The following is a 17,944-nucleotide window of genomic DNA, read 5'->3' on the forward strand; positions in this document are numbered from 1 at the left end:
CAGTGACTGTTTGACTACCATCAGCATTAAGAGCGACTTTTCTGTCAGCGGATGGCGTCTCCCTATTTGTGCCGTCTGAATCGTATTCATTCTTCAATGGCTTTTGGAACTCGATGCCAAGCCGTCTTGCTTTACCTTGAAGCGCGTCGTAGCTAATTCCGAGCTTGTCGGCCGTTTCTCGTCTAGTAAAGCCTTCAGAGGCGAGCTTCCTAATGTCACCGATCTGTTCATCTGTCCATTGCATCTACTCGCCTCCGAAAATATAATGTCCGTGAGCAGTTTGATGACGCTGCTCACATTCTCATGAAGAACTTCCCGAGTTCTTAAGCCCTCGGATTAGGCCCCGAAAGCTTTTTTGTTGCTTAAAAAATTTCGATGAGTTAGAATTAAATTGTTCCCAACAGATACTCATTTTCACTCCTCTGTAATACCCTATCCTTAGGCTCTCGGCCCCCAACCGAGGGCTATTTTAGTATCTTCTATCAGGAATGTGCTAATATATATATGTGAGCAGTGGCCTTTCTCCTCCAAGTCAACCGCTGCTGCTCACACAAGTATTCCGTTTTTTCATTCTTTTGGCCCTTGGACTGGTCTCTGAGGGCTTTTTTAATCCGATTTATTGCTACATGTGTTATACTCTTTTTCGGTACCGTTGTTTCACCTCAGTAAACACCGGTAGCTAGGCCCTCAGTTAATCGCTCAGAGGGCCTTTTTGTTGCACAAAAATAGCACCTCACCGTTTGGCGGAGTGCTTTAGTAAATAAAAAGATGCCAAAGCGTCATATTAGCTCTCTTGGTTTGTAGCACTAGATTTCGAAACGGCTGCCTTAAGCATATTCCCAGCATCGGTCGGACGTTCAGCATAAATTAACTCTGAAGGATTATTGGGATTAGCGTATGGTGGATTCAGCGTTCCCGAAATAAATTCAGCTAACTTATTTGATTCTAAATCAACGATTGCCATCTGGATGCTTGTCTTCTCAATGTTAGAAAAAACTGGCACTTTGCTAAATGCGGTTGCTACCCATCCAGTATTGTCTCCCTGCACTCTACCATCTACAGCAATGAATGCTTTTGGTCCTGGAACTAACGGCCAATGGTCTGAATTCCGAAGCAGAGTTAGAGCTAGCGGAGAACTTCTGTCTATTAAATTCAAAATGCTCTTGTTCTTAGAAAAAGTGCTTCCCCAATCTTTTTCATTTGCAAGATTACCCAGATAATCAGACATAATATCCAACATATCATCATCTGATGGAGCATCTGACAGTAGGGAGACTATTTTCGAATAGATACTCAGTCCGTACGGATTTGTGAGGAGAGAACTCAACCTGTGAAGGCCCTGCTCTTGATCATCGGTCTTTTGTAGATATTCTGCCAAAAGCAAAGTCTTCTTCATGTCATCCAAACGGTCTTTTAAATGATCCCCCGTATCCACAAGATCAAGGATCAGATCTCCCCATTTGCCGTTTAAGACGTCTACCGCCAGCTGCTTTCCTTTCGACTTGGCAGTATCGACCACTGCTGACCTCACATCCTTACTATCAAGCTTTTTCTGCTCTATTCTCTTATCCAAGCTCATTTTCTCAGCATGCAAAAGATATTCTGGATGCTCAATCATGGCCCGAATTTCCGCTTTCTTGTCCATTTCGTATCACCTCACAAAAATAGTACCCCAGCGTAAACTGGAATACTACATTGAGGTGATATCTGTGCTTCATGTCTGCTGCTCGCTCGCCCATTGTCAGCTAGGGTCATCGCAAGCTGTGTCCGGTCGCTAAACTGGACAATACAGCCGACGGGAATCAAACCCGTTCAAAGGTCACAAAGTTAATCCTTCGGCTGCTGTGCTGTCCGTTTATCGTCCCCTCAACGGTAAGAGTGGCTTTTAGCCGTAACAGACGATACAGCACATTACGTTCTGATGAATTTCTCATCGAACTATCCCGTGCTGGAATCGAACCAACAGCCGCACGCGGCTTCCACATCGGGATTACCTTGCCACAGCTTTATCATCACCATGGCTCGGAGGAAAAATGCGGTGTCTCAGGTTTCTCACCTTTGGCACAATACAATCATAAGGTATTCCTTTTTTAGTTCGCCACTCATTTATCAATCAATTAGTCCTCAAATAGTCCTCATTCATCGATCATTTATTGCTCACTACTTTTTCTGGGTGTGACGCCAAAGTACCAGGCCGCTGCTAACAACGCATTTTTCTTTCTGCGTGTGTAGGTTGCTGCAGATATATCGAGAATATTCATTGCATCACCGTCTGGCGTGTCTGTTTCGGGTCCATCGCAATAGCGCACCCTTAATAAACGCTGATGTGATTGTTTCGGCATTGATGCAATACAACTGTCGCACCATTCACAGAACTTACGTGCCGATTCTTGTCTTTCCAAACGCTGCTGTGCATACAGCGGACGCTGAACAGTGCTGGCAGAAGTTCCGTCTCCCCATGCACTAGTGATCTTTGGATTGACTGGCGCTTTTATGAATCCACGCTCTGCTCGGTATTTATTCAGGATATCTTCGACTGCTTCCCAATCCTTTTCATCGCTAATTGATAAAAGCTCCATCACAAGCTCCACCCCTTATGGTATAATTAAATTTGTAAAAGTTTGGGGAAACGGCGTGCCGTAATGGTGCGCTTTTTTGATGCCTTAAACGTGCGTTCAACATGTGCGTTTGCTATACTGTCGTTGGAGGCCAACTCCTAATCTTTAATTTCATTTACTCTCAATCGTACGTCTGGCCTCCAGCGCGTCCCTCATCAGACGCGCTTTTTGTTTACAATCATTTTCCTCTTTTACAGTTAGCCCACATCCACATTGCAACACCTGAGATTAGCAGCATGACGGCAATCATTGCTTTCCCTCCAGCCTGCGTCCGCACATCGGGCAATAATTAATCACGATTGGATCATCAACCTCAGCATTATCAAAGCCAACAGCTTCGCATGTGTGCATTGCTGCACCGTTTATTTTTTTAGGCTCGATTCTATCCCATTCATTTCCACCAGTCATACCGATTCTAAGGAAGTTGCCAAGTTCTGATTCAATGAGCTTATGTGGCTCATGACAATATGGACAGTTCTTCTGGTTCTCCGTAAAGGGGGCCGGATTCGACCTCTTTTCCACTTTTTCAGTCATTGCTTTCCCTCCAGTAGCTGTTTGTCCTCAAAGATGTTGCCGATGACCTCACATGTTTCAACACCACTTTGAAAAATGGTTGCAAGTGCATTTGCATCATAATTCCATGCTGCCGGTATTCCTTCCAAATCAAATGCTGGGTAGTCTTCATCGCCAAACCATTTTACGGTTGCTACATATGATTCACCGTCTTCTCCTGTGACTTTCAGAATATCTGACTCGTATATTTTTCGTTTGTTCTTGTCGTGCAAGCCGGTGTACTCGCCTATTGACTTAGGATCAACACTCCCTTGAAGATGCCGGTTAGGTAGACACCAATCAGTCATTTCGTCCCATAAAATAAACCATTCGGTATTGCTAGGGTTTTGATCATAATCTTCCGAAGTTACGTAAGTTGTTTTATTTTGCTTAACTAGCGACCCGTAATACCACCGTTTAGTATCTGGATCGTAGCCTCTGAACTTAATCTCTCGTTTCATTTCTCCGCCTCTTTCATGAATACGAGCCAATGTGTCTTTGCCTTTTTGTCACCGAATATTGGCTTGCGACCAATTGCTTTTAGGACTTCCGGCAATTTAATTTGATCATCATTCCACTTGAACATCACCGTGCCATATGGCTTAAGAACACGCATAGCTTCGTCAATTCCTCGTTTTAGTTGGTTCTGCCAGTCTTCATCAAGCACACCATACTTGCGAGCAAGCCAGCTTGTTTTACCGGCATGAAGTAAATGTGGAGGATCAAACACGACTAAATTGAATTGATTTTTTCCGAAAGGTAAGCCTTTCTTTGCCCAGTCCCATTGAACGTCCGGTGCAATTTGGATTTCTTTGTCAAATGGCTCGCGTCCTGCATTGTGATAGGTAATCGTGAATGTCTCACGGCGCTTATCCAGAAATATGGCCAACGGATTGTGCTTGTCCCACCAGAACATGCGGCTTCCGGCCGTCATATCAAGAATTGGCTTCATTACTCCGCCTCCAATTTCACGATTTCGCCGGTTTCCTCAACGCGCCAAACACCTAGCAGCCATGCAAGGGCGAAAGTATCATAATGCTTAATTATCCACCGATGATCGTTTCCATAGTCACGATACTGTGAGGCCAAAATTGAATTACAGATTGGCTTCATTTTGGTAATCATGCATCCAACCGCTTCTGGAATCACCGGCAGATCATCTGGCAAGGCGGCATCATATTCATCAAGATAATTTGGCTCATCGTCCCGGTAGTATGGGCTTCCGGTTTCGTTGGTATATGCGTCAGAAACCTCGGAGTAGCATTCTATTAGTTTCTCCAACACGTCCCGCTTCGTCTCATTGCTCATCGTCAGTCACCCCCAGAAAATCAAAATCATGTGTAAGAGCTGGTAGTGCTTTTTCAATTGTCTTCTGGCCGTAGGCGTTTAAAAGATAGCTAACTTGATTTACACCGTCTGTTCCTTGTTCGATTTCCGTCAATAGCAAGTCAGTATCAATATCATTGCTACATTGGATCACAATTGTTTGGTGACTCATTTTATTCGTCATCGTCAGTCACCTCTTCTTTCTCGCAGTCTTGCAAGCCGTAATGCTCGATCTCTGATTCAGTGAACTTGCCACGAAGTTCTTTATCCGCTGGGCAAATCGTCAACAAATCTGTATCGCCGGACTTGTAATACCAAACCTCTTTGGTATGTGGCACCTTGACGTTGTATTTCTTCTCCTTTGCCACGGTGTAGCCGTTGACGTAAGCATTAATTAATAGCTGTTCATCAAGGCCATGCTTAGAAATGTACATTGCCGGACAGCAGTCTTCATGTGCGTCTTCAACGATTTCAGCTTGTTCATTGGTTAGGACTACCTTTTTAGGCTCCTCAACGAACGTGACAACGTGACCGCCATACTGTGTGCAAAGATCATGAGCAATTCTTTGGCTAGTAGTGGCATCTATTTGACCTTCACGCCAACGGTGAAGCGTGTCAGCACTCATTGATAGATAAAGTCCCTTTGCGTTCTTCACCGCGTACAGTTTTTCTTCGCTCATTTTTCGTCCTCCTTACAGAAGTGCCAAAGACATGGTGCTGAGCATTTTCTCTTTTGCCAGCCTGTACATATCCTTCTTAATTTCAAACCCAAAACAAGATCTGCCTAGTTCCGCAGCCGCTCTTAGCGTAGATCCACTACCAGCACACGGATCGATCACAACGCACCCTGATCGGTGAACAGCTCGATCAGTCTTTTCAGCACTGGGATAGGCTTCTGTGTGGGATGAATCTTAGGATAGGTACTGTCCGTATCCCACCGGAACCAGTTGAATACCATCTGTCCATCATTGTTGAACTTCGGTAACTTGTCGCGGTATAAGACCACAGCGTACTCGGTAGCCCCCACGATCCTCATGTTGGCTTTCAGAGCCTGTGCCAACTGGTTTTTGATGAATATCAGCGGAAAACTGTGTTGGAACCCGTATTTCTCCCCATATTCGATAACCATCTGCATCTGTTGGAATGCGCAAAACACGATCATTGCTGGTGCCTTTCCGCGCTCTTTTGGTTCCTTGACTAGCATGTGACTACAAAAATGCATGAACTCGGCAACACGGAAATCAACGTCTGTATCGAAGAACGTCTTGCCAGCCTTACTGCTAGTGCCATTTTTGTCGTTCCCACCAACATACCAAGTTGGGTTTGACCCGTAGGCGTTGTTCCCAATGTTGTAAGGAATGTCAGCAATCACAAGCTGTGCCTTTGGAATACCGTATCGCTTAAAGTTCTGAAAGTGGTCGTTGTAGAGCTCGCACTTTGCTTTCATACTCGTTTCCTCCCGATTGTCCATGCCGAATCGCTGATTACCATGATGAATATCGCGCATGCACACCCCCACCAAAAATAGATTGCTTCGCTCATTTTTCGTCCTCCACTTTCTTGATAATCAGTGGTTCCGGAATATCTACCTTAATGTCATCGCCACGGGTGTTGTGCGATTCCGTGTGCTTGGCCATGTTCTCGTTTATCCATCGGATACACTGAGATTGATACTTGGCTCGATAATACTCGGTTTCTGTGTTTAATCCTGCTACTACGTACATTTGTGTGCCTCTCATTTCGCGCTGACTGACTTCACAGCCTGATCTGAATAGTCCTTGATGCTCTGTGCGTCTTTGATGGCCTGTGATAAGTCATTGTTTGCCTGTTTGGCGGCTTCTAACTGTGATGTAAGGTAATTGATGGTCTGCTGCTTTGCATCGATCTCAGCCTGTTTCTGGGCAACCGCTCGCTGGCCTTCAATAATTTTTTGCTGAATCTGGGCATCTTTGCTTGCCATGTCGTTTCCGTATTGCCGTTTTAGGGCCGCATACTGTGCCTGCGCGTCAGACAACTGATGCTGCAAATCGGACAAGCTAGACTGTGAAGCGTTGATCTTAGCCGTCAGCTTGTCGATATTGTTTTTGGTTTCCACGATGTTCTGGTGACCTTGCCAAACATTGTCAGCAATGGCGGTTGCACCGGCGCCAAACATAAGTCCTGCTAAAACAGTTACTGTAAATGTCAATTTTTTATTCATGATTTTTTCTCCTTAATCGATCTCTTCGACTTCAACTCTCGGATTAGCTTTGTCAATAAAGAACCGATCTCGCAGTTCTACAATGTGATCCCAGTTGTCGTTTTCTAAAAATTCAGCCTTTTGCATGCCGTCGAAGATAAACTTGTGCTGAAACGCGATGTTGTCCGGGTCTGTTCGCTTGTCATACCAGTACCAGTCGAAACTTAGAGGTTTTCCCCATTGAAATTTCACGCCCTGATTCATCGCTTTTCTAACAGCCAACATTACCGTTTCCGTTGCTTGTTTCTTGACTTTTGCTCCGCCGAACATATTGCCTCGTTCAACCTTGATGTACTGATTAAGAGTCATGAGGGGCAATGGAATAATGATCCTGTTCACGCTGGTTTCACGTCCTTCAGATAGTATTGACGTTGCTTGCCATCAACCATTTCAACCGTTGTGATTAGCTCTTTGGGTGCCTTGCCATCAAAAGCAACTGGCTTGTTGATGTCTTGACGTTCACCTCTGGCGTTGTATTTCTCGATTCTGATGATTCGTGCCACACCGCCAATATCACGCACGCCCATGAATACTCGATCAGGAACCATAACCAGATCACCAACCATCATTTTCGTTTTAATTGCTTGCATTTGAAGATTCCTCCTGTAGTTTCTTGTATTATTCCTCGCTAAATTGCTAACGACTCGCAATCTCTTCATGGCCGTTGTTGCGGCGCGGTAACTTGATCTCAAACTCACTTGCCACTCGCTTAACGAACGTTGTTGACTTCCCGATCCGTTTTGCAACCTCTGTTAGTGTTTTGCTCTTGCTTGCCGCCTCAGAAACTTGTACTGCATACTTCTTACGGTTAGCTTCCCCACGTTTGTTTACAGCCTTGATGCTGCTGATCAGTGCGACTGAAGGCATATCTCGATTATCAACACCGTCTACCGCACGTTTCTCGACAATCGCTTTCTTTTGATACAACGATCAGGTTATTGAACGCTTGCTTTTCGATTTTTGAGAATGCTTCGCTTTCAGAAATATCTAGCTTAACTGCGTTTTTGTATCGCTTTCGCAATTCAGCCTTGAAGTCGCGCCACACTTTGTCTCCCTGTTTGTATAAACGTACTGTTACTTGTGTCATTGCTTATCCTCCTGACGCAACTCGATGTATTCTTGCTCGCTTATTGGCTGTTTTAGCTTTTCTAGCGATATCCCCATGGCTTTAGCTATCTTTGTAAGTGTGATCCTCATTACCTCTTTGTCACTAAGAAAACTAGCAACTGTGATGCGACTCAAGCCAGCAACCAAAGCAAAACGGTATATTGGCAAGCTGGGATGATCGTCAATAAAGTTTCGAAGTCGTTCACGTGCCCAATCTTGGTTGGCATTGTTAGTTTCGCTCTTATGCTCAATCATGCTTTTGCAACCTGCTTAATTAATGGCGTTTCTGAAAAGTCCAGTGTTGCGAAGTGCTTAGCTAGTTTAATTAACTTAAGCAAGTTGCCCGAAACTTCGCCATCAGCATATATGCTGTCTGACGCTTCATGAATCATGCGTGTATTTGCCTGAGCAATGTTCTCAACAAGCACGATAATGTCTTGCCACTGTGCTTCGGTAACGTCTAGGTAGCCTTGATCATAATCGCTTTCAATGTCAGCTATCGTTTGATTCAAGGACGTTTCGTATGCCATCAGCCGCTTATCCAAGCGTTGCAAATATCTATTCGTCATTTCTTCGGCTGTCACGATCTTTTCCCCCTTACGTCCGTTAACTTTTCAAAATTCAATGTGCAATCTTTTGATTTTGGAATAATTCGGCTGATTAGTTTGCTGTTGTACATGCGCTCAAGCTCGCTCATCTCGTTGTTCGTTGTGATAATTGTTGATAGACGAGGACTGTTGCTCTCAAAATCAAGGCGAGCATTAGCAACTCGATACATCAGCTCTTGCATGTCACGTCTCACTGGCTTGATGTCGAGTTTCATACCGCCTTCTGTGCCGAAGTCGTCCAGCAACAGAACGCCAGCCTCTTTCATTGCCCGCTCAATGCCTGCCAAGCGCTTGCGAACGTCTGGCGCGTCGTATTGCAAGCTCATTAGGTTACTCAGCTCTGCTGTTGAAATAAACAGTCCCGACTGGCCTTGATCGCGCAATCTGGTTAGCATTGCTAAGGCCAAGGACGTTTTACCCGTCCCACGCGGTCCAAACAGAACCACGTTCTTAGGCACTTCCGCCATTTGCTTGGTCAGCTTGTATGCACGATTCCCCAGATTCCTAGAGTTTTGCTGATCCGTTTGTAGTTCAGGCTGCCATTTTTCGAACGTAAACTTAGCCGGAACGTTTCCGGGGAAGACTGAGTAGCGATAAATGGCACGTGCCTTTTTACGGTTCAATGCGGCCATGGAGCGTTCGTAGAAGCGCTGTTCAATCTCGGCCTGAGTTGGCAGCTTGCTAACGTCCATTCCTCGCTTTTCGATTATTTTTTGCACGTCCGCACGTGTGAATAGGCCTTTAGTCGACTCCATATCCCCAGTTCTCCTTTGTTTCCGTGTGCTCTACCCGTCTACCAGATGAAAACTTGCGATTTGCTTGAGCTGCCATGGTGTCGTACTTCGATCTCAGCTTTGATGCGCTTAGAATGTTTGTTTGCCAGAATGAATCGAACTGACACCAGTCAATCATTTTATGAATCTTATCGAATGGCCGATGATCCAACTCGTGCATCTTTCTAATGTCATCAGCCCAAGACTGTAAGTTTGGTTTTCGGTGCTCTGGGTTGTTACCTTTGATCTTCGACCATAGATAAACAGCTTCGATCATTTCAAGAGAGTCGTCAGCGTATTCACGCTTGCGGGAATGGTGACTATCTTCTTTCTTTTCCTTCTTCTCCTTCTCTTCCTTCTTGTTTGTTGACACTTGATTGACAGTTGATTGACGTTTGATTGACACTTGATTGTCATTGTCCTGATAGTCACACCACTTAGATATTGATATGATGCTATATTTGGTGTTTGATTTGATTGTCAACATTCCACTACTTTCAAACTTCTTAACCCATCTCCACACCTGACGCCATGACACTTGATTGTCACGTCGCACACCATCATTCATCTCAGACGCCAGTGCGTGGGCTCCTGTCACCAGTTCTCCGCTTGTCACGGATACTTCTTGACCGTTGAATAAGAACTTGCTAGGAGCATGATTTGCTTTCATCAAAATCAGTAGCCAAAGTTTCAACTGATTCGCGTCAGTCCATACGAAGGACTGGCGTATTTTTCGGTATACTTTTATCCAGCCTCCGTCTGCCATGTGATCACCTCAAATCAGAACGGCAAGTCTTCATCGCTGACATCGATTGGTTGACCGTTGTTGGCAAATAGATCGGCTGTATTGGTTTGTCCTGCTTGTTCCGGTGTGCCGAAAGACGGATTAGAATTTGAAGCAGATGCAGCTTTGCTATCTTTCCAACGATGCTGAATCTGTGGGAAAGCTGTTGGCTCCCACTTCTTGATATGCGGATAGGTTTTACCGTTGTATTCTTCATTTTTGACGGTAACTTTAACGGCATGACCCGTGAAATCTGCAAGCATCGCCGCAAGATCAGCCCACTTCTTATGGTCTGGAATGCCAGCATTTTTGCCAATCATGAATAGGTATCCCATTGCATACTCTCCGGTGTCTTTCTTTGGATATTGGTTGTCGAAGATATGCTTGTTCTGATATTTCTGTGGAACGTCATTGCGTACGATTAGGTCGAACTTGATAAACTCGCGATCTTTGTAGTTATCAAATCCAAAGCGGTTAATAACGCATTCATATACACCATCTTGAATGTCGCCATTTACTTCTGCTGCTTGTGAGTAGTCCATTGTGATAGCCATGTTTTAGTCCTCCTGTTTAATTGACTTTTCCTGATTTCCAAATTTGAATAGCTCTTTAATTGGCACTAACTTTCGATTGTCTAATCTGTTTTTAGCAAAGATTGCATCGGTTCCCTCGAGAATGACGCCACGGCCATCAGTCTTGGGATTAACTACCACGCGTCCCACAACGTCTGTCAAGCCTAATAGCCCGTCACGTACGCTGTCACGAATTGCTGGTGCATACTGGCTGAACGATTGTCCAGTTTCGCTTGTAATGTCTCGTGTGTTCTCCCAAGCGGTTACTAGCACGTTAACTGGTGCGTCCATGAAGATCATGGTCATGATACGGGCAAAGTAATTTGTCCATCTTGAGTAATCCTGAAGCTCGTTGCCAATGCCGTTTTTACTGTGCCTGCCCATCTCGACAAACCAGTCTTTTTCGAACGCTGATACGTTGTCGATCACCAGATTGTCATATCCGGAAACACGTTCAGCCAGATTTTTCAGAAATTCTTTCCATTCTTCGCTTGGCTTACTTCGGTCAAATGGTTGCACATCGATGTTCGGTGCACCAGATAGCACTTTTGAACTGTCATCCAGATCTAGCACGAGTGTTTTGCCATTAAGATTGCGGATAGCTGACGTCTTACCGACACCAGGCTTTCCATAAATCAAAACTCGCCAGTTCTTTGTTCGATCAATTGAAGATGCATGTTTAATTGGCTGCATCTACCGCACCCCCAGTCCAATGTTCTCAACCAGTCGCGCATTTGGTACCTCACGGCCAGCTTGTAATGCTTTCTTCAAGTCGGCTTTGTTGACCGTCAACGTGGTCTTAATGAGCTCTGGTGGCAACTTATTCGGGTCTTCTGGTGCTTCCACGCTCACTGTTCTGCGAGTGTAAATACTGAACAGTGGTGTATGAATGTGTTCACGACCAGTTTCAACCATCGCTTGCGCCAATCGTGATTTGATTGTCGCAGCGTTTTTCTTGGCACTTGTCTTTCGTTCTTGCAAACGCCTGATTTCAGCATCGATTTCTTTGACGTCTGCTTCGATTGATTTATAGACTTTGACATAGCCAACCGCCTTATCATCAAAGTCGCCCTCAACCATTTCCATCGTGTCAGCAATAGCTTTTGGATCAGCCTTGCCACTTTCTGCCAGTCGTTGCAAACTGGTCAATTTGTCTGTTAAGTCGTATAATACTGACATATAATATTTTCCTTTCATCAGTCGTTGGTGTGCATACCAGCGGCTTTTTTCATAGCTTGTTTGATAATGAATAGGATCGCGTGTGCACCATCTTCTTGACCTATGGCGTACGTTTGATGAGGGTCTGTATTGTTCGTCCCATAGTCGGTAGCAACCTTGTGATATGCTGCAATCTGACGGTTCGCTTCGGCTAGAATTCGTTCGTATTCCTCATTGGTCATCATGTCATCCCCTTAGTTTTGCTAGTCGTGCACGTAGCTTCTCGTTCTCGGCAAGCAACATCTTTGCAATTGGTGTGTGGTTGCCGCGCATAATGTCTAACGTCAATTTGTTGTGTTCGTTCAGCAAATCACCAATGGTACGTTCTGATTCATTCAATCCAATACCTCCAATTTCCGATGTGGCCTAAGCAGTGACCAACGATCACGCCGAAGGCACCACCAATTAGTAAATATTCAATCATTATTTGCCCTTCTCTCTAAGTGACCTTGAAATCTCTGGGAACCATTTGTCTAAGAAGTCGAGCCATGGTTTCGGATGAAACAGATACCCCTTTTTGCCAGGCGGTGGATATGAAACTACGGTATCTTGCAAGAACTTGTGGAAGCGGGGGACGTTTAAGATATTGTTAACTACCCACGTGTTGTTATGCCCTTCGACATAGCTTGTTGCGGTGGTGAGCGTCCACATGCCTCGTGCTGCTAGCTTGCGTTTTAACTCTTGGTTCTCCTTGATCATCTTTGTCAGTTCTTCTTCATCGACCGCTAAATACTTTTTGCTTGAAATCTGATCATCTTCAACAACCTGCAACAACGGCATGGCATTTCCTCCTTTCTTTTGGCCTCCCCTTGACAGATAATCAAGTTATCTGGTGATGGAAGGAGGTGATATAAATGGACTTGCCATACAAAAAAGTATTTGCTCCTACCAGTGGCAATATTGGCGCGGTGTTTTCTTCGAAAGATGTAGCAATTAAAAGTGCCTACTCATTCAAAGATGGAAATGAATTCTTTATGGTTCGTAATCTTATTGTTGATGGTAAAGAAGAGGTACTCGTTGAAAGAGCGTCCAACGTTCTTACCGTATGGAGCACTCTTCCTTTAGGAGACGAAAGCAAAGGTTCCTACAGTGTGGGTTAATTCTTCGTCCTCAATAACGATTGTCACCAGGTCTCCCGGTTTTACTGCTGGGGGAAATGGATAACTAGTGCGCCAAGTGTAAAGAGTTACCCCCGTGCTACCCATATCAGTGCGGGGCTTTTTGTTTTCTTCGTTCATACTGTTATCTCCTTTTGTAGAAACTTGTTGATAAAATACTGCTGTCCTTTGCCGGTCACCTTTGGGGTCTTCTGAACTGTTACATGGCCGTCCGAGTGACTGATCGCCGTTTCCTTGACCTCGAACAAGCCTAGCTCCATCGCGCGTTGTGTCGGCGAGTTATAGTCGGCACCAATCCGTTTGATCAAATAGCCTTGCTCACGTAGCCAGGCGAACAACCGCTTGGCACCAATGTCAACTCCGTTCTGTTTGAGCACCTTGGCAAGATCACCGACCAAGATAGTTGTGTGACTTGTGGCTACCGCGTCTGCAAACAGAGCTTTAGGTTTCATATATTCAATCTGTTCAGCCTGACTAGCTGCCAGCTTCAATGCCTCGGCATAACTGCCCGGGATTGCATAACCCGTCTTGATCTGCGTCTCCATGCTGTTGAACGCGTTGATGTAACTGATCTTGAACTGAAGTGCCTTCTTACCGGTGAAGCCCATGGCTAGCAATGTGAAACCGTCACGATTCATGTAGTACATTGGATATTGCTTACCACGGTTGTCATACGTTGCCTCGGAAAAGAATTTGGCGGCCGATTTTTCGGCTGCGAGATTGCTGATAGTTTCAAGAACATGTTTGTGGTCTTTTCCAAATACCTCGGCCACACGCAAGCTAGTTGTCACCGCTTGTTTGTTGTGCATGATTACTAGTTCGTTCATACCGTCATCCCCTTTGTGTCTTTTAGGACACTTCAATTGTAAAAAAAATATCCATTGTTTCTGATCGTGTTAGCGGAATTACTTTTGCTAATGCTTTAATTTCATTTGTCTTGAAGGGACGTTCATCTCGCAGCCCCTTATAAAAAGTTGATGGTGCTAAATTAATGCCATCATCATTTACTTTTTTAAGTACAGCTGTTACCGTTAGTCCTTTTGACTTGATAGTGCCAAGAAGCTTATCCTTATTCATGTAATCACCTCGTTTCCTTTAGGACACTTTTATTAAAACATCAAAAAGTACAGCTGTCAACACAAAAGTGTCCAAAAAGAAACTTTTTTTCGTTCTCCATTATTTATGTGTATTTTAAGACACATTCGTGCTATTATGTATCCATAGATAGGAGGCAACGTTTATGTCAATCTCATTAAGAGATAGAAGAATAAGCCTAGGACTTACGCTTGAAGAAGTTGGCAACAAAGTCGGTGTCGGCAAATCAACCGTAAGAAAGTGGGAAACTGGGTCAATTGGGAACATGGGACGTGACAAAATCGCTGCTTTGGCGAAAGTTTTAAAAATAAGTCCAATGGATATTATTGATCCAGATGGTGAAATTCCAGATACCGTTGTGGATAAGATTCATGACACGGTGGTTCAACTTCACCCTGAACGCCAGCAGAAAGTCTACACATACGCGGAAAAGCAGCTCAATGAGCAGCAGAACCCCGACAACGTTGTCAGCTTAGATGGGGCACATGCAGAACGTAATCTCGATGAACCAGAGCTCAATGTTGAGGTTGATGGTATTGTGGCCGCTGGATATGGTGCCTTTAATGATGATCGCTATGAACCAATGGACACAGTTAAGATTCCAGACAGTGCTATTCCGTCTCACTACGATTACTGCTTTAAAGTTGTCGGTGACAGTATGTCTCCTTACTACGAGGATGGTGAATTTGTATTTGTTCAGAAAACACAAGATGTTACTAACGGTATGATCGCTGTAGTTGACATTGATGACATGACATTCATCAAAAAGCTGATATTAGAGCAAGACCGTCTGTGCCTTCGGTCATTGAATGATGACGTAGATGAAAAAACTGGCAAACGTATCTACCCAGATTTCTACGCTGACGACACAGACAATATTCAAGTGATCGGAAAAGTTGTTGGGTCATATGCATTCAATTAATCTTACGTCCAAACCCTGATCGACGTTAAAAGCTGAATTTTTGGGAGAGGAATAATGAAACTACTTATCTTAATTGCCTTTTTGGGATCGCTCCTATTGGCTGCAATATTTGGCACATTGTCTATAGTCCAACGAAAGGATTCGAGAAAACTAAAACGGAACCTTATTATTACCGCGTTGTCGGCAATAGCATTTATTGCAATCTTTTTTTGGATTGGCACCTATTCGGGAGAAAGCAACAGGTCAGCTGCATCTAGTTCGTCTTCGAAAGCTGAATCGTCAAAGGTCGAGTCGTCACAAGATGATGATGACAGTTACGAAGACACTGATAGCGATGACTCTGATGATGAAGAATCATCAAGCACAGAAACGTTCAACGCAGCTGACTACAACACTGGGATCACTTATGAACAATTGGCACGGACTCCAGACGACTACAAGGGCAAGAACATCACTTTAACGGGCAAAGTTATTCAAGTAGTTGAGGGTGACGATGAAACTGATTTGCGTGTTGCAGTTGATGGTAATTATGACAATGTAATTATGGTCGGTTATGATCCAGATATTATGAACGGATCTCGTATTCTAGAAAATGACAAGATCACCTTCTATGCTGAAAGCTTGGGTACCACCACTTACAAATCAACCATGGGTGGCAAAATCACAGTTCCATTGGCTTTGGCCAAGAAGATTGATGACGCCGGAACTGCTCCCGACGACTATGGTGATTAGTCCCTTTACCCACGCAAGCGGCGTCCCCGTGCAAGCCGGAGAGTGGGGCTTGTATCGCATACCAAATTAGCAAAGTTATCTTTAGAACTGATACAGAGATAAAACGATCCTCTTCTATACGGGAATTCATCAAGGGATATAGGATTACTACGGCAACGGGTAAAAGCAAAACAGAGTATAATAAAACCAAGGAGGCGGATAACATGACAAATGAAAATACCGTGACTCAAGATCAATTAAAGTTTGCAGAGCAAGACGCTAATCACAAGCTTGATATTATCAACATAAAGATTGACGCACTAACAAAATCGGTTAATGCAATTTCAATCAAAGCTGACGGACTCGATGAACTAAAAACTACTACTGCTGTTTTATCTGAAAAAGAGTCGACAACACGGGCTTTGGCATGGGCCATTGTTGTTGCCATTGTTGGAGGCCTCATTAAGCTGATTCTTTTTTAGTCAAGGCAAGGTTCATTTCAGGCTCACAGCAACGTGGGCTTTTGTTTTCTCTAACTTATTTTTTCACAACTCATTCTCCTTATAGGAGGTATCATCTATGAAAACAATTACAGTAATCTCTTATAAGTTTGGCGAAAAAAGCTGGAAAAACTTCGAAGGAGAACCTATCAAAAAATATGAGCACTCAGTTCTCCTAGACATTTCAAACACCGAAGTCTTTAGTGATAAAGAAAAAACAGAACTGAATTACAAGATCGTTGTCCCCTTTTCTAGAATTAGAGAGAAACGATTAATCAAAGATATTCCACTCAGTAACGTAAACGAGGCGCTTAACAAGAAAAAAGCAAGTAGGAGAAAGTAACGACAAAAAGCGCCTACCCAAGCGAATGGGTAGACGCCTAACAGAACGTGACTGCATGGTTAGGTGCAATAGCACCCGTCTGTATTGTAGCACAAGGAGGTGTAAATGTGGCCAGTATTAGTAAACGTGGCAAAAAATGGCAATATCGTGTCTCTTACAAGGATAATGATGGAACACGCAAGTATGTCAACAAAGGCGGCTTCCCCTCAAAAAAAGCTGCTGATATAGCGGCAACCGAAGTCGAACGTCAGCATAATCGCGGTGCAAATTTGGATCTTAACAAGATAACGTTAATCGACTACTGGGACAAATGGATTGAGCTGTACAAATCTGGTAAGCATTCTCGTATCACCGAAGCCCGGTATAAAACAATTCGTAAACAGTTATTAGCCTACTGGGGCGAAAGCCGTGAACTAAAATCAATTTCAAAATCAGACTGGCAGGGATTTATCAATGAGTTTGGCAAAAAAAGGGCTAAAGATACAGTCAGCAAATTGAATGGCTATGTTCGCTCAATGGCTGATTCTGCCGTCGATGACCAAATAATATATACTAACTTCACTCATAACGTTGTCCTCACTGGTAATGAAGGCCAAGCAGGAATCATCAAATATTTGCAAGTAAAGGATTTGCGCAAGCTCGTCAATTACTGCCTAGAATTTGCAGACTACGAGCATATTGCTTACTACATCATCGCAACCGGGGCACTGACCGGAGCTAGGTATTCTGAAGTTCTTGGGCTCACGTGGGATCATGTTGATCTTAAAAAGCGCGTTGTACACATTACCAGAACGTGGGATCACAGATATGGCAGCGGCTTTGCTGCTACTAAGAATAAATCAAGTGTACGTGACATCGACATCACGAGAGAACTTGCAGACTTGCTTTTACGTCTCAAGAAAGAACAGCAAGAGGTATACGTTGCTCAGGGATATCGTGATAGCAAACAACTATTATTTCGCAGCATACGGCATAACATGCTATCTAGCACGGCAATTAATAAGGATCTAAGGACGATCGAGAAGGCTCTAGACATTTCCCCCGCGATTACTTTCCACGGGCTTAGACACACTCACGTTTCCTATTTGATTGCCAATCACGTTGACATTAACTATATTTCAAAAAGACTTGGGCATGCCAATACAATGATCACTCAAAAAGTCTACGCTCATCTTCTTGAAGATCAAAGAAAAGAGCAGGTATCCCAGACGCTACAAGCACTTTCTAGACTTTAGCTTGTGCACATTTTGTGCACCGGAGGAAAAAAACAACCGAAAATAAAAGGAAACAAAAATCCCGAAATGCCTTTATACAAGCATTTCGGGAAGCTATGGAAAGCAACTAGAGACAATAAAACGGAGAGTAAGGGATTCGAACCCTTGATACAGGTAAAACCCGTATACATGGTTTCCAACCATGCTCCTTCAGCCTCTCGGACAACTCTCCATAAAAAACTCC

General features: G+C 44.0%; 31 protein-coding genes, 1 tRNA gene and 2 pseudogenes. 6 read left to right on the forward strand and 28 right to left on the reverse strand.

The window, feature by feature from the left end:
• The 25 genes and pseudogenes from GSO_RS15585 to GSO_RS05045 all read right to left on the reverse strand — a co-directional run.
• A partial coding sequence (locus GSO_RS15585) for a GcrA family cell cycle regulator (protein WP_010489652.1) occupies window positions 1-244 on the reverse strand: 244 nt, incomplete at its 3' end.
• A 540-nt stretch (window positions 245-784) separates the two neighbouring features.
• Window positions 785-1,645 carry a hypothetical protein gene (locus tag GSO_RS04915; RefSeq protein ID WP_005686948.1) on the reverse strand — a complete coding sequence of 287 codons (861 nt, stop codon included), beginning with the start codon at window positions 1,643-1,645 and terminating at the stop codon, window positions 785-787.
• A gap of 505 nt (window positions 1,646-2,150) precedes the next feature.
• Window positions 2,151-2,579, reverse strand: a complete 429-nt coding sequence (locus GSO_RS04920) for a hypothetical protein (RefSeq protein WP_010489655.1) — start codon at window positions 2,577-2,579, stop codon at window positions 2,151-2,153.
• A gap of 285 nt (window positions 2,580-2,864) precedes the next feature.
• Window positions 2,865-3,152, reverse strand: a complete 288-nt coding sequence (locus GSO_RS04925; RefSeq protein ID WP_010489657.1) for a hypothetical protein — start codon at window positions 3,150-3,152, stop codon at window positions 2,865-2,867.
• Window positions 3,149-3,631 (reverse strand): YopX family protein, encoded by a 483-nt coding sequence (locus tag GSO_RS04930; RefSeq protein ID WP_010489659.1) that lies wholly within the window; start codon window positions 3,629-3,631, stop codon window positions 3,149-3,151. Before GSO_RS04930 ends, GSO_RS04925 begins: the two co-directional genes overlap by 4 nt.
• Window positions 3,628-4,122, reverse strand: coding sequence for a methyltransferase (locus GSO_RS04935; RefSeq protein ID WP_010489661.1), 495 nt, complete (start codon window positions 4,120-4,122; stop codon window positions 3,628-3,630). Before GSO_RS04935 ends, GSO_RS04930 begins: the two co-directional genes overlap by 4 nt.
• Complete coding sequence (locus GSO_RS04940) at window positions 4,122-4,478, reverse strand: hypothetical protein (RefSeq protein ID WP_010489663.1); 357 nt, start codon at window positions 4,476-4,478, stop codon at window positions 4,122-4,124. The genes GSO_RS04935 and GSO_RS04940 overlap by 1 nt, the downstream gene beginning before the upstream one ends.
• Entirely contained in the window at window positions 4,468-4,680 is a 213-nt protein-coding gene (locus GSO_RS04945) for a hypothetical protein (protein ID WP_010489665.1), read from the reverse strand. The genes GSO_RS04940 and GSO_RS04945 overlap by 11 nt, the downstream gene beginning before the upstream one ends.
• Window positions 4,670-5,176, reverse strand: coding sequence for a DUF1642 domain-containing protein (locus GSO_RS04950; protein ID WP_010489667.1), 507 nt, complete (start codon window positions 5,174-5,176; stop codon window positions 4,670-4,672). The genes GSO_RS04945 and GSO_RS04950 overlap by 11 nt, the downstream gene beginning before the upstream one ends.
• A gap of 12 nt (window positions 5,177-5,188) precedes the next feature.
• A pseudogene (locus GSO_RS15590) lies at window positions 5,189-5,943 on the reverse strand (DNA-methyltransferase).
• A 91-nt stretch (window positions 5,944-6,034) separates the two neighbouring features.
• Window positions 6,035-6,220, reverse strand: coding sequence for a hypothetical protein (locus GSO_RS04965; protein WP_010489671.1), 186 nt, complete (start codon window positions 6,218-6,220; stop codon window positions 6,035-6,037).
• 11 nt (window positions 6,221-6,231) lie between these two features.
• The gene (locus GSO_RS04970; RefSeq protein WP_010489673.1) at window positions 6,232-6,696 is read right to left on the reverse strand and encodes a hypothetical protein; all 465 of its coding nucleotides are present in this window, start codon (window positions 6,694-6,696) and stop codon (window positions 6,232-6,234) included.
• Window positions 6,697-6,708: 12 nt separating this feature from the next.
• Entirely contained in the window at window positions 6,709-7,074 is a 366-nt protein-coding gene (locus GSO_RS04975) for a RusA family crossover junction endodeoxyribonuclease (RefSeq protein ID WP_003607027.1), read from the reverse strand.
• Complete coding sequence (locus tag GSO_RS04980; protein WP_010489687.1) at window positions 7,071-7,325, reverse strand: hypothetical protein; 255 nt, start codon at window positions 7,323-7,325, stop codon at window positions 7,071-7,073. The genes GSO_RS04975 and GSO_RS04980 overlap by 4 nt, the downstream gene beginning before the upstream one ends.
• A gap of 46 nt (window positions 7,326-7,371) precedes the next feature.
• Window positions 7,372-7,822 (reverse strand): annotated as a pseudogene (locus GSO_RS15595) (hypothetical protein).
• Window positions 7,819-8,097 (reverse strand): hypothetical protein, encoded by a 279-nt coding sequence (locus GSO_RS04990; RefSeq protein WP_010489689.1) that lies wholly within the window; start codon window positions 8,095-8,097, stop codon window positions 7,819-7,821. Before GSO_RS04990 ends, GSO_RS15595 begins: the two are co-directional and overlap by 4 nt.
• Window positions 8,094-8,426 carry a hypothetical protein gene (locus GSO_RS04995; protein ID WP_010489691.1) on the reverse strand — a complete coding sequence of 111 codons (333 nt, stop codon included), beginning with the start codon at window positions 8,424-8,426 and terminating at the stop codon, window positions 8,094-8,096. Before GSO_RS04995 ends, GSO_RS04990 begins: the two co-directional genes overlap by 4 nt.
• A complete protein-coding gene (locus GSO_RS05000; protein ID WP_010489694.1) occupies window positions 8,423-9,205 on the reverse strand; it encodes an ATP-binding protein in 783 nt (260 codons plus the stop codon). The genes GSO_RS04995 and GSO_RS05000 overlap by 4 nt, the downstream gene beginning before the upstream one ends.
• Window positions 9,192-9,989: a phage replication protein O gene (locus GSO_RS05005; RefSeq protein WP_010489696.1), complete on the reverse strand. Its 798-nt coding sequence runs from the start codon at window positions 9,987-9,989 to the stop codon at window positions 9,192-9,194. The genes GSO_RS05000 and GSO_RS05005 overlap by 14 nt, the downstream gene beginning before the upstream one ends.
• Window positions 9,990-10,003: 14 nt before the next feature.
• Window positions 10,004-10,561: a DUF669 domain-containing protein gene (locus tag GSO_RS05010; RefSeq protein ID WP_010489697.1), complete on the reverse strand. Its 558-nt coding sequence runs from the start codon at window positions 10,559-10,561 to the stop codon at window positions 10,004-10,006.
• 3 nt (window positions 10,562-10,564) lie between these two features.
• Window positions 10,565-11,272, reverse strand: coding sequence for an AAA family ATPase (locus GSO_RS15600; RefSeq protein ID WP_010489699.1), 708 nt, complete (start codon window positions 11,270-11,272; stop codon window positions 10,565-10,567).
• The gene (locus GSO_RS05025) at window positions 11,273-11,758 is read right to left on the reverse strand and encodes a siphovirus Gp157 family protein (protein WP_010489701.1); all 486 of its coding nucleotides are present in this window, start codon (window positions 11,756-11,758) and stop codon (window positions 11,273-11,275) included.
• A 17-nt stretch (window positions 11,759-11,775) separates the two neighbouring features.
• The gene (locus GSO_RS05030) at window positions 11,776-11,979 is read right to left on the reverse strand and encodes a hypothetical protein (RefSeq protein WP_010489704.1); all 204 of its coding nucleotides are present in this window, start codon (window positions 11,977-11,979) and stop codon (window positions 11,776-11,778) included.
• A gap of 4 nt (window positions 11,980-11,983) precedes the next feature.
• A complete protein-coding gene (locus GSO_RS18110; RefSeq protein WP_010489707.1) occupies window positions 11,984-12,136 on the reverse strand; it encodes a hypothetical protein in 153 nt (50 codons plus the stop codon).
• 84 nt (window positions 12,137-12,220) lie between these two features.
• Window positions 12,221-12,577, reverse strand: a complete 357-nt coding sequence (locus GSO_RS05045) for a DUF771 domain-containing protein (protein WP_010489711.1) — start codon at window positions 12,575-12,577, stop codon at window positions 12,221-12,223.
• 74 nt (window positions 12,578-12,651) lie between these two features.
• On the opposite strand from GSO_RS05045, the gene GSO_RS05050 reads away from it, so the two are divergent.
• Window positions 12,652-12,897: a hypothetical protein gene (locus tag GSO_RS05050; protein ID WP_010489714.1), complete on the forward strand. Its 246-nt coding sequence runs from the start codon at window positions 12,652-12,654 to the stop codon at window positions 12,895-12,897.
• Window positions 12,898-13,031: 134 nt separating this feature from the next.
• On the opposite strand, the gene GSO_RS05060 is transcribed toward GSO_RS05050, so the two are convergent.
• A complete protein-coding gene (locus GSO_RS05060) occupies window positions 13,032-13,742 on the reverse strand; it encodes a phage regulatory protein/antirepressor Ant (RefSeq protein ID WP_010489715.1) in 711 nt (236 codons plus the stop codon).
• A gap of 22 nt (window positions 13,743-13,764) precedes the next feature.
• Window positions 13,765-13,992 (reverse strand): hypothetical protein, encoded by a 228-nt coding sequence (locus GSO_RS05065; RefSeq protein ID WP_010489717.1) that lies wholly within the window; start codon window positions 13,990-13,992, stop codon window positions 13,765-13,767.
• 163 nt (window positions 13,993-14,155) lie between these two features.
• Between GSO_RS05065 and GSO_RS05070 the strand changes: the two genes are divergently transcribed.
• The 5 genes from GSO_RS05070 to GSO_RS05090 all read left to right on the forward strand — a co-directional run bounded on the left by GSO_RS05070 (window position 14,156) and on the right by GSO_RS05090 (window position 17,721).
• Window positions 14,156-14,932 (forward strand): XRE family transcriptional regulator, encoded by a 777-nt coding sequence (locus GSO_RS05070; protein ID WP_010489718.1) that lies wholly within the window; start codon window positions 14,156-14,158, stop codon window positions 14,930-14,932.
• Between the two features lie 54 nt (window positions 14,933-14,986).
• Complete coding sequence (locus GSO_RS15605; RefSeq protein WP_010489720.1) at window positions 14,987-15,664, forward strand: tcdA-E operon negative regulator; 678 nt, start codon at window positions 14,987-14,989, stop codon at window positions 15,662-15,664.
• Window positions 15,665-15,867: 203 nt separating this feature from the next.
• Entirely contained in the window at window positions 15,868-16,125 is a 258-nt protein-coding gene (locus GSO_RS05080; RefSeq protein WP_010489722.1) for a hypothetical protein, read from the forward strand.
• A gap of 97 nt (window positions 16,126-16,222) precedes the next feature.
• Complete coding sequence (locus tag GSO_RS05085; RefSeq protein ID WP_010489724.1) at window positions 16,223-16,486, forward strand: hypothetical protein; 264 nt, start codon at window positions 16,223-16,225, stop codon at window positions 16,484-16,486.
• Window positions 16,487-16,593: 107 nt separating this feature from the next.
• The gene (locus GSO_RS05090; protein ID WP_010489726.1) at window positions 16,594-17,721 is read left to right on the forward strand and encodes a site-specific integrase; all 1,128 of its coding nucleotides are present in this window, start codon (window positions 16,594-16,596) and stop codon (window positions 17,719-17,721) included.
• Between the two features lie 121 nt (window positions 17,722-17,842).
• Here the strand turns inward: GSO_RS05090 and GSO_RS05100 are convergent.
• Window positions 17,843-17,932, reverse strand: a tRNA-Ser gene (locus GSO_RS05100).
• Window positions 17,933-17,944 lie beyond the last annotated feature (12 nt).

Origin of the sequence: Lacticaseibacillus zeae DSM 20178 = KCTC 3804, from assembly GCF_000260435.1 — a bacterium.
GTDB classification, from domain to species: Bacteria; Bacillota; Bacilli; order Lactobacillales; family Lactobacillaceae; genus Lacticaseibacillus; species Lacticaseibacillus zeae.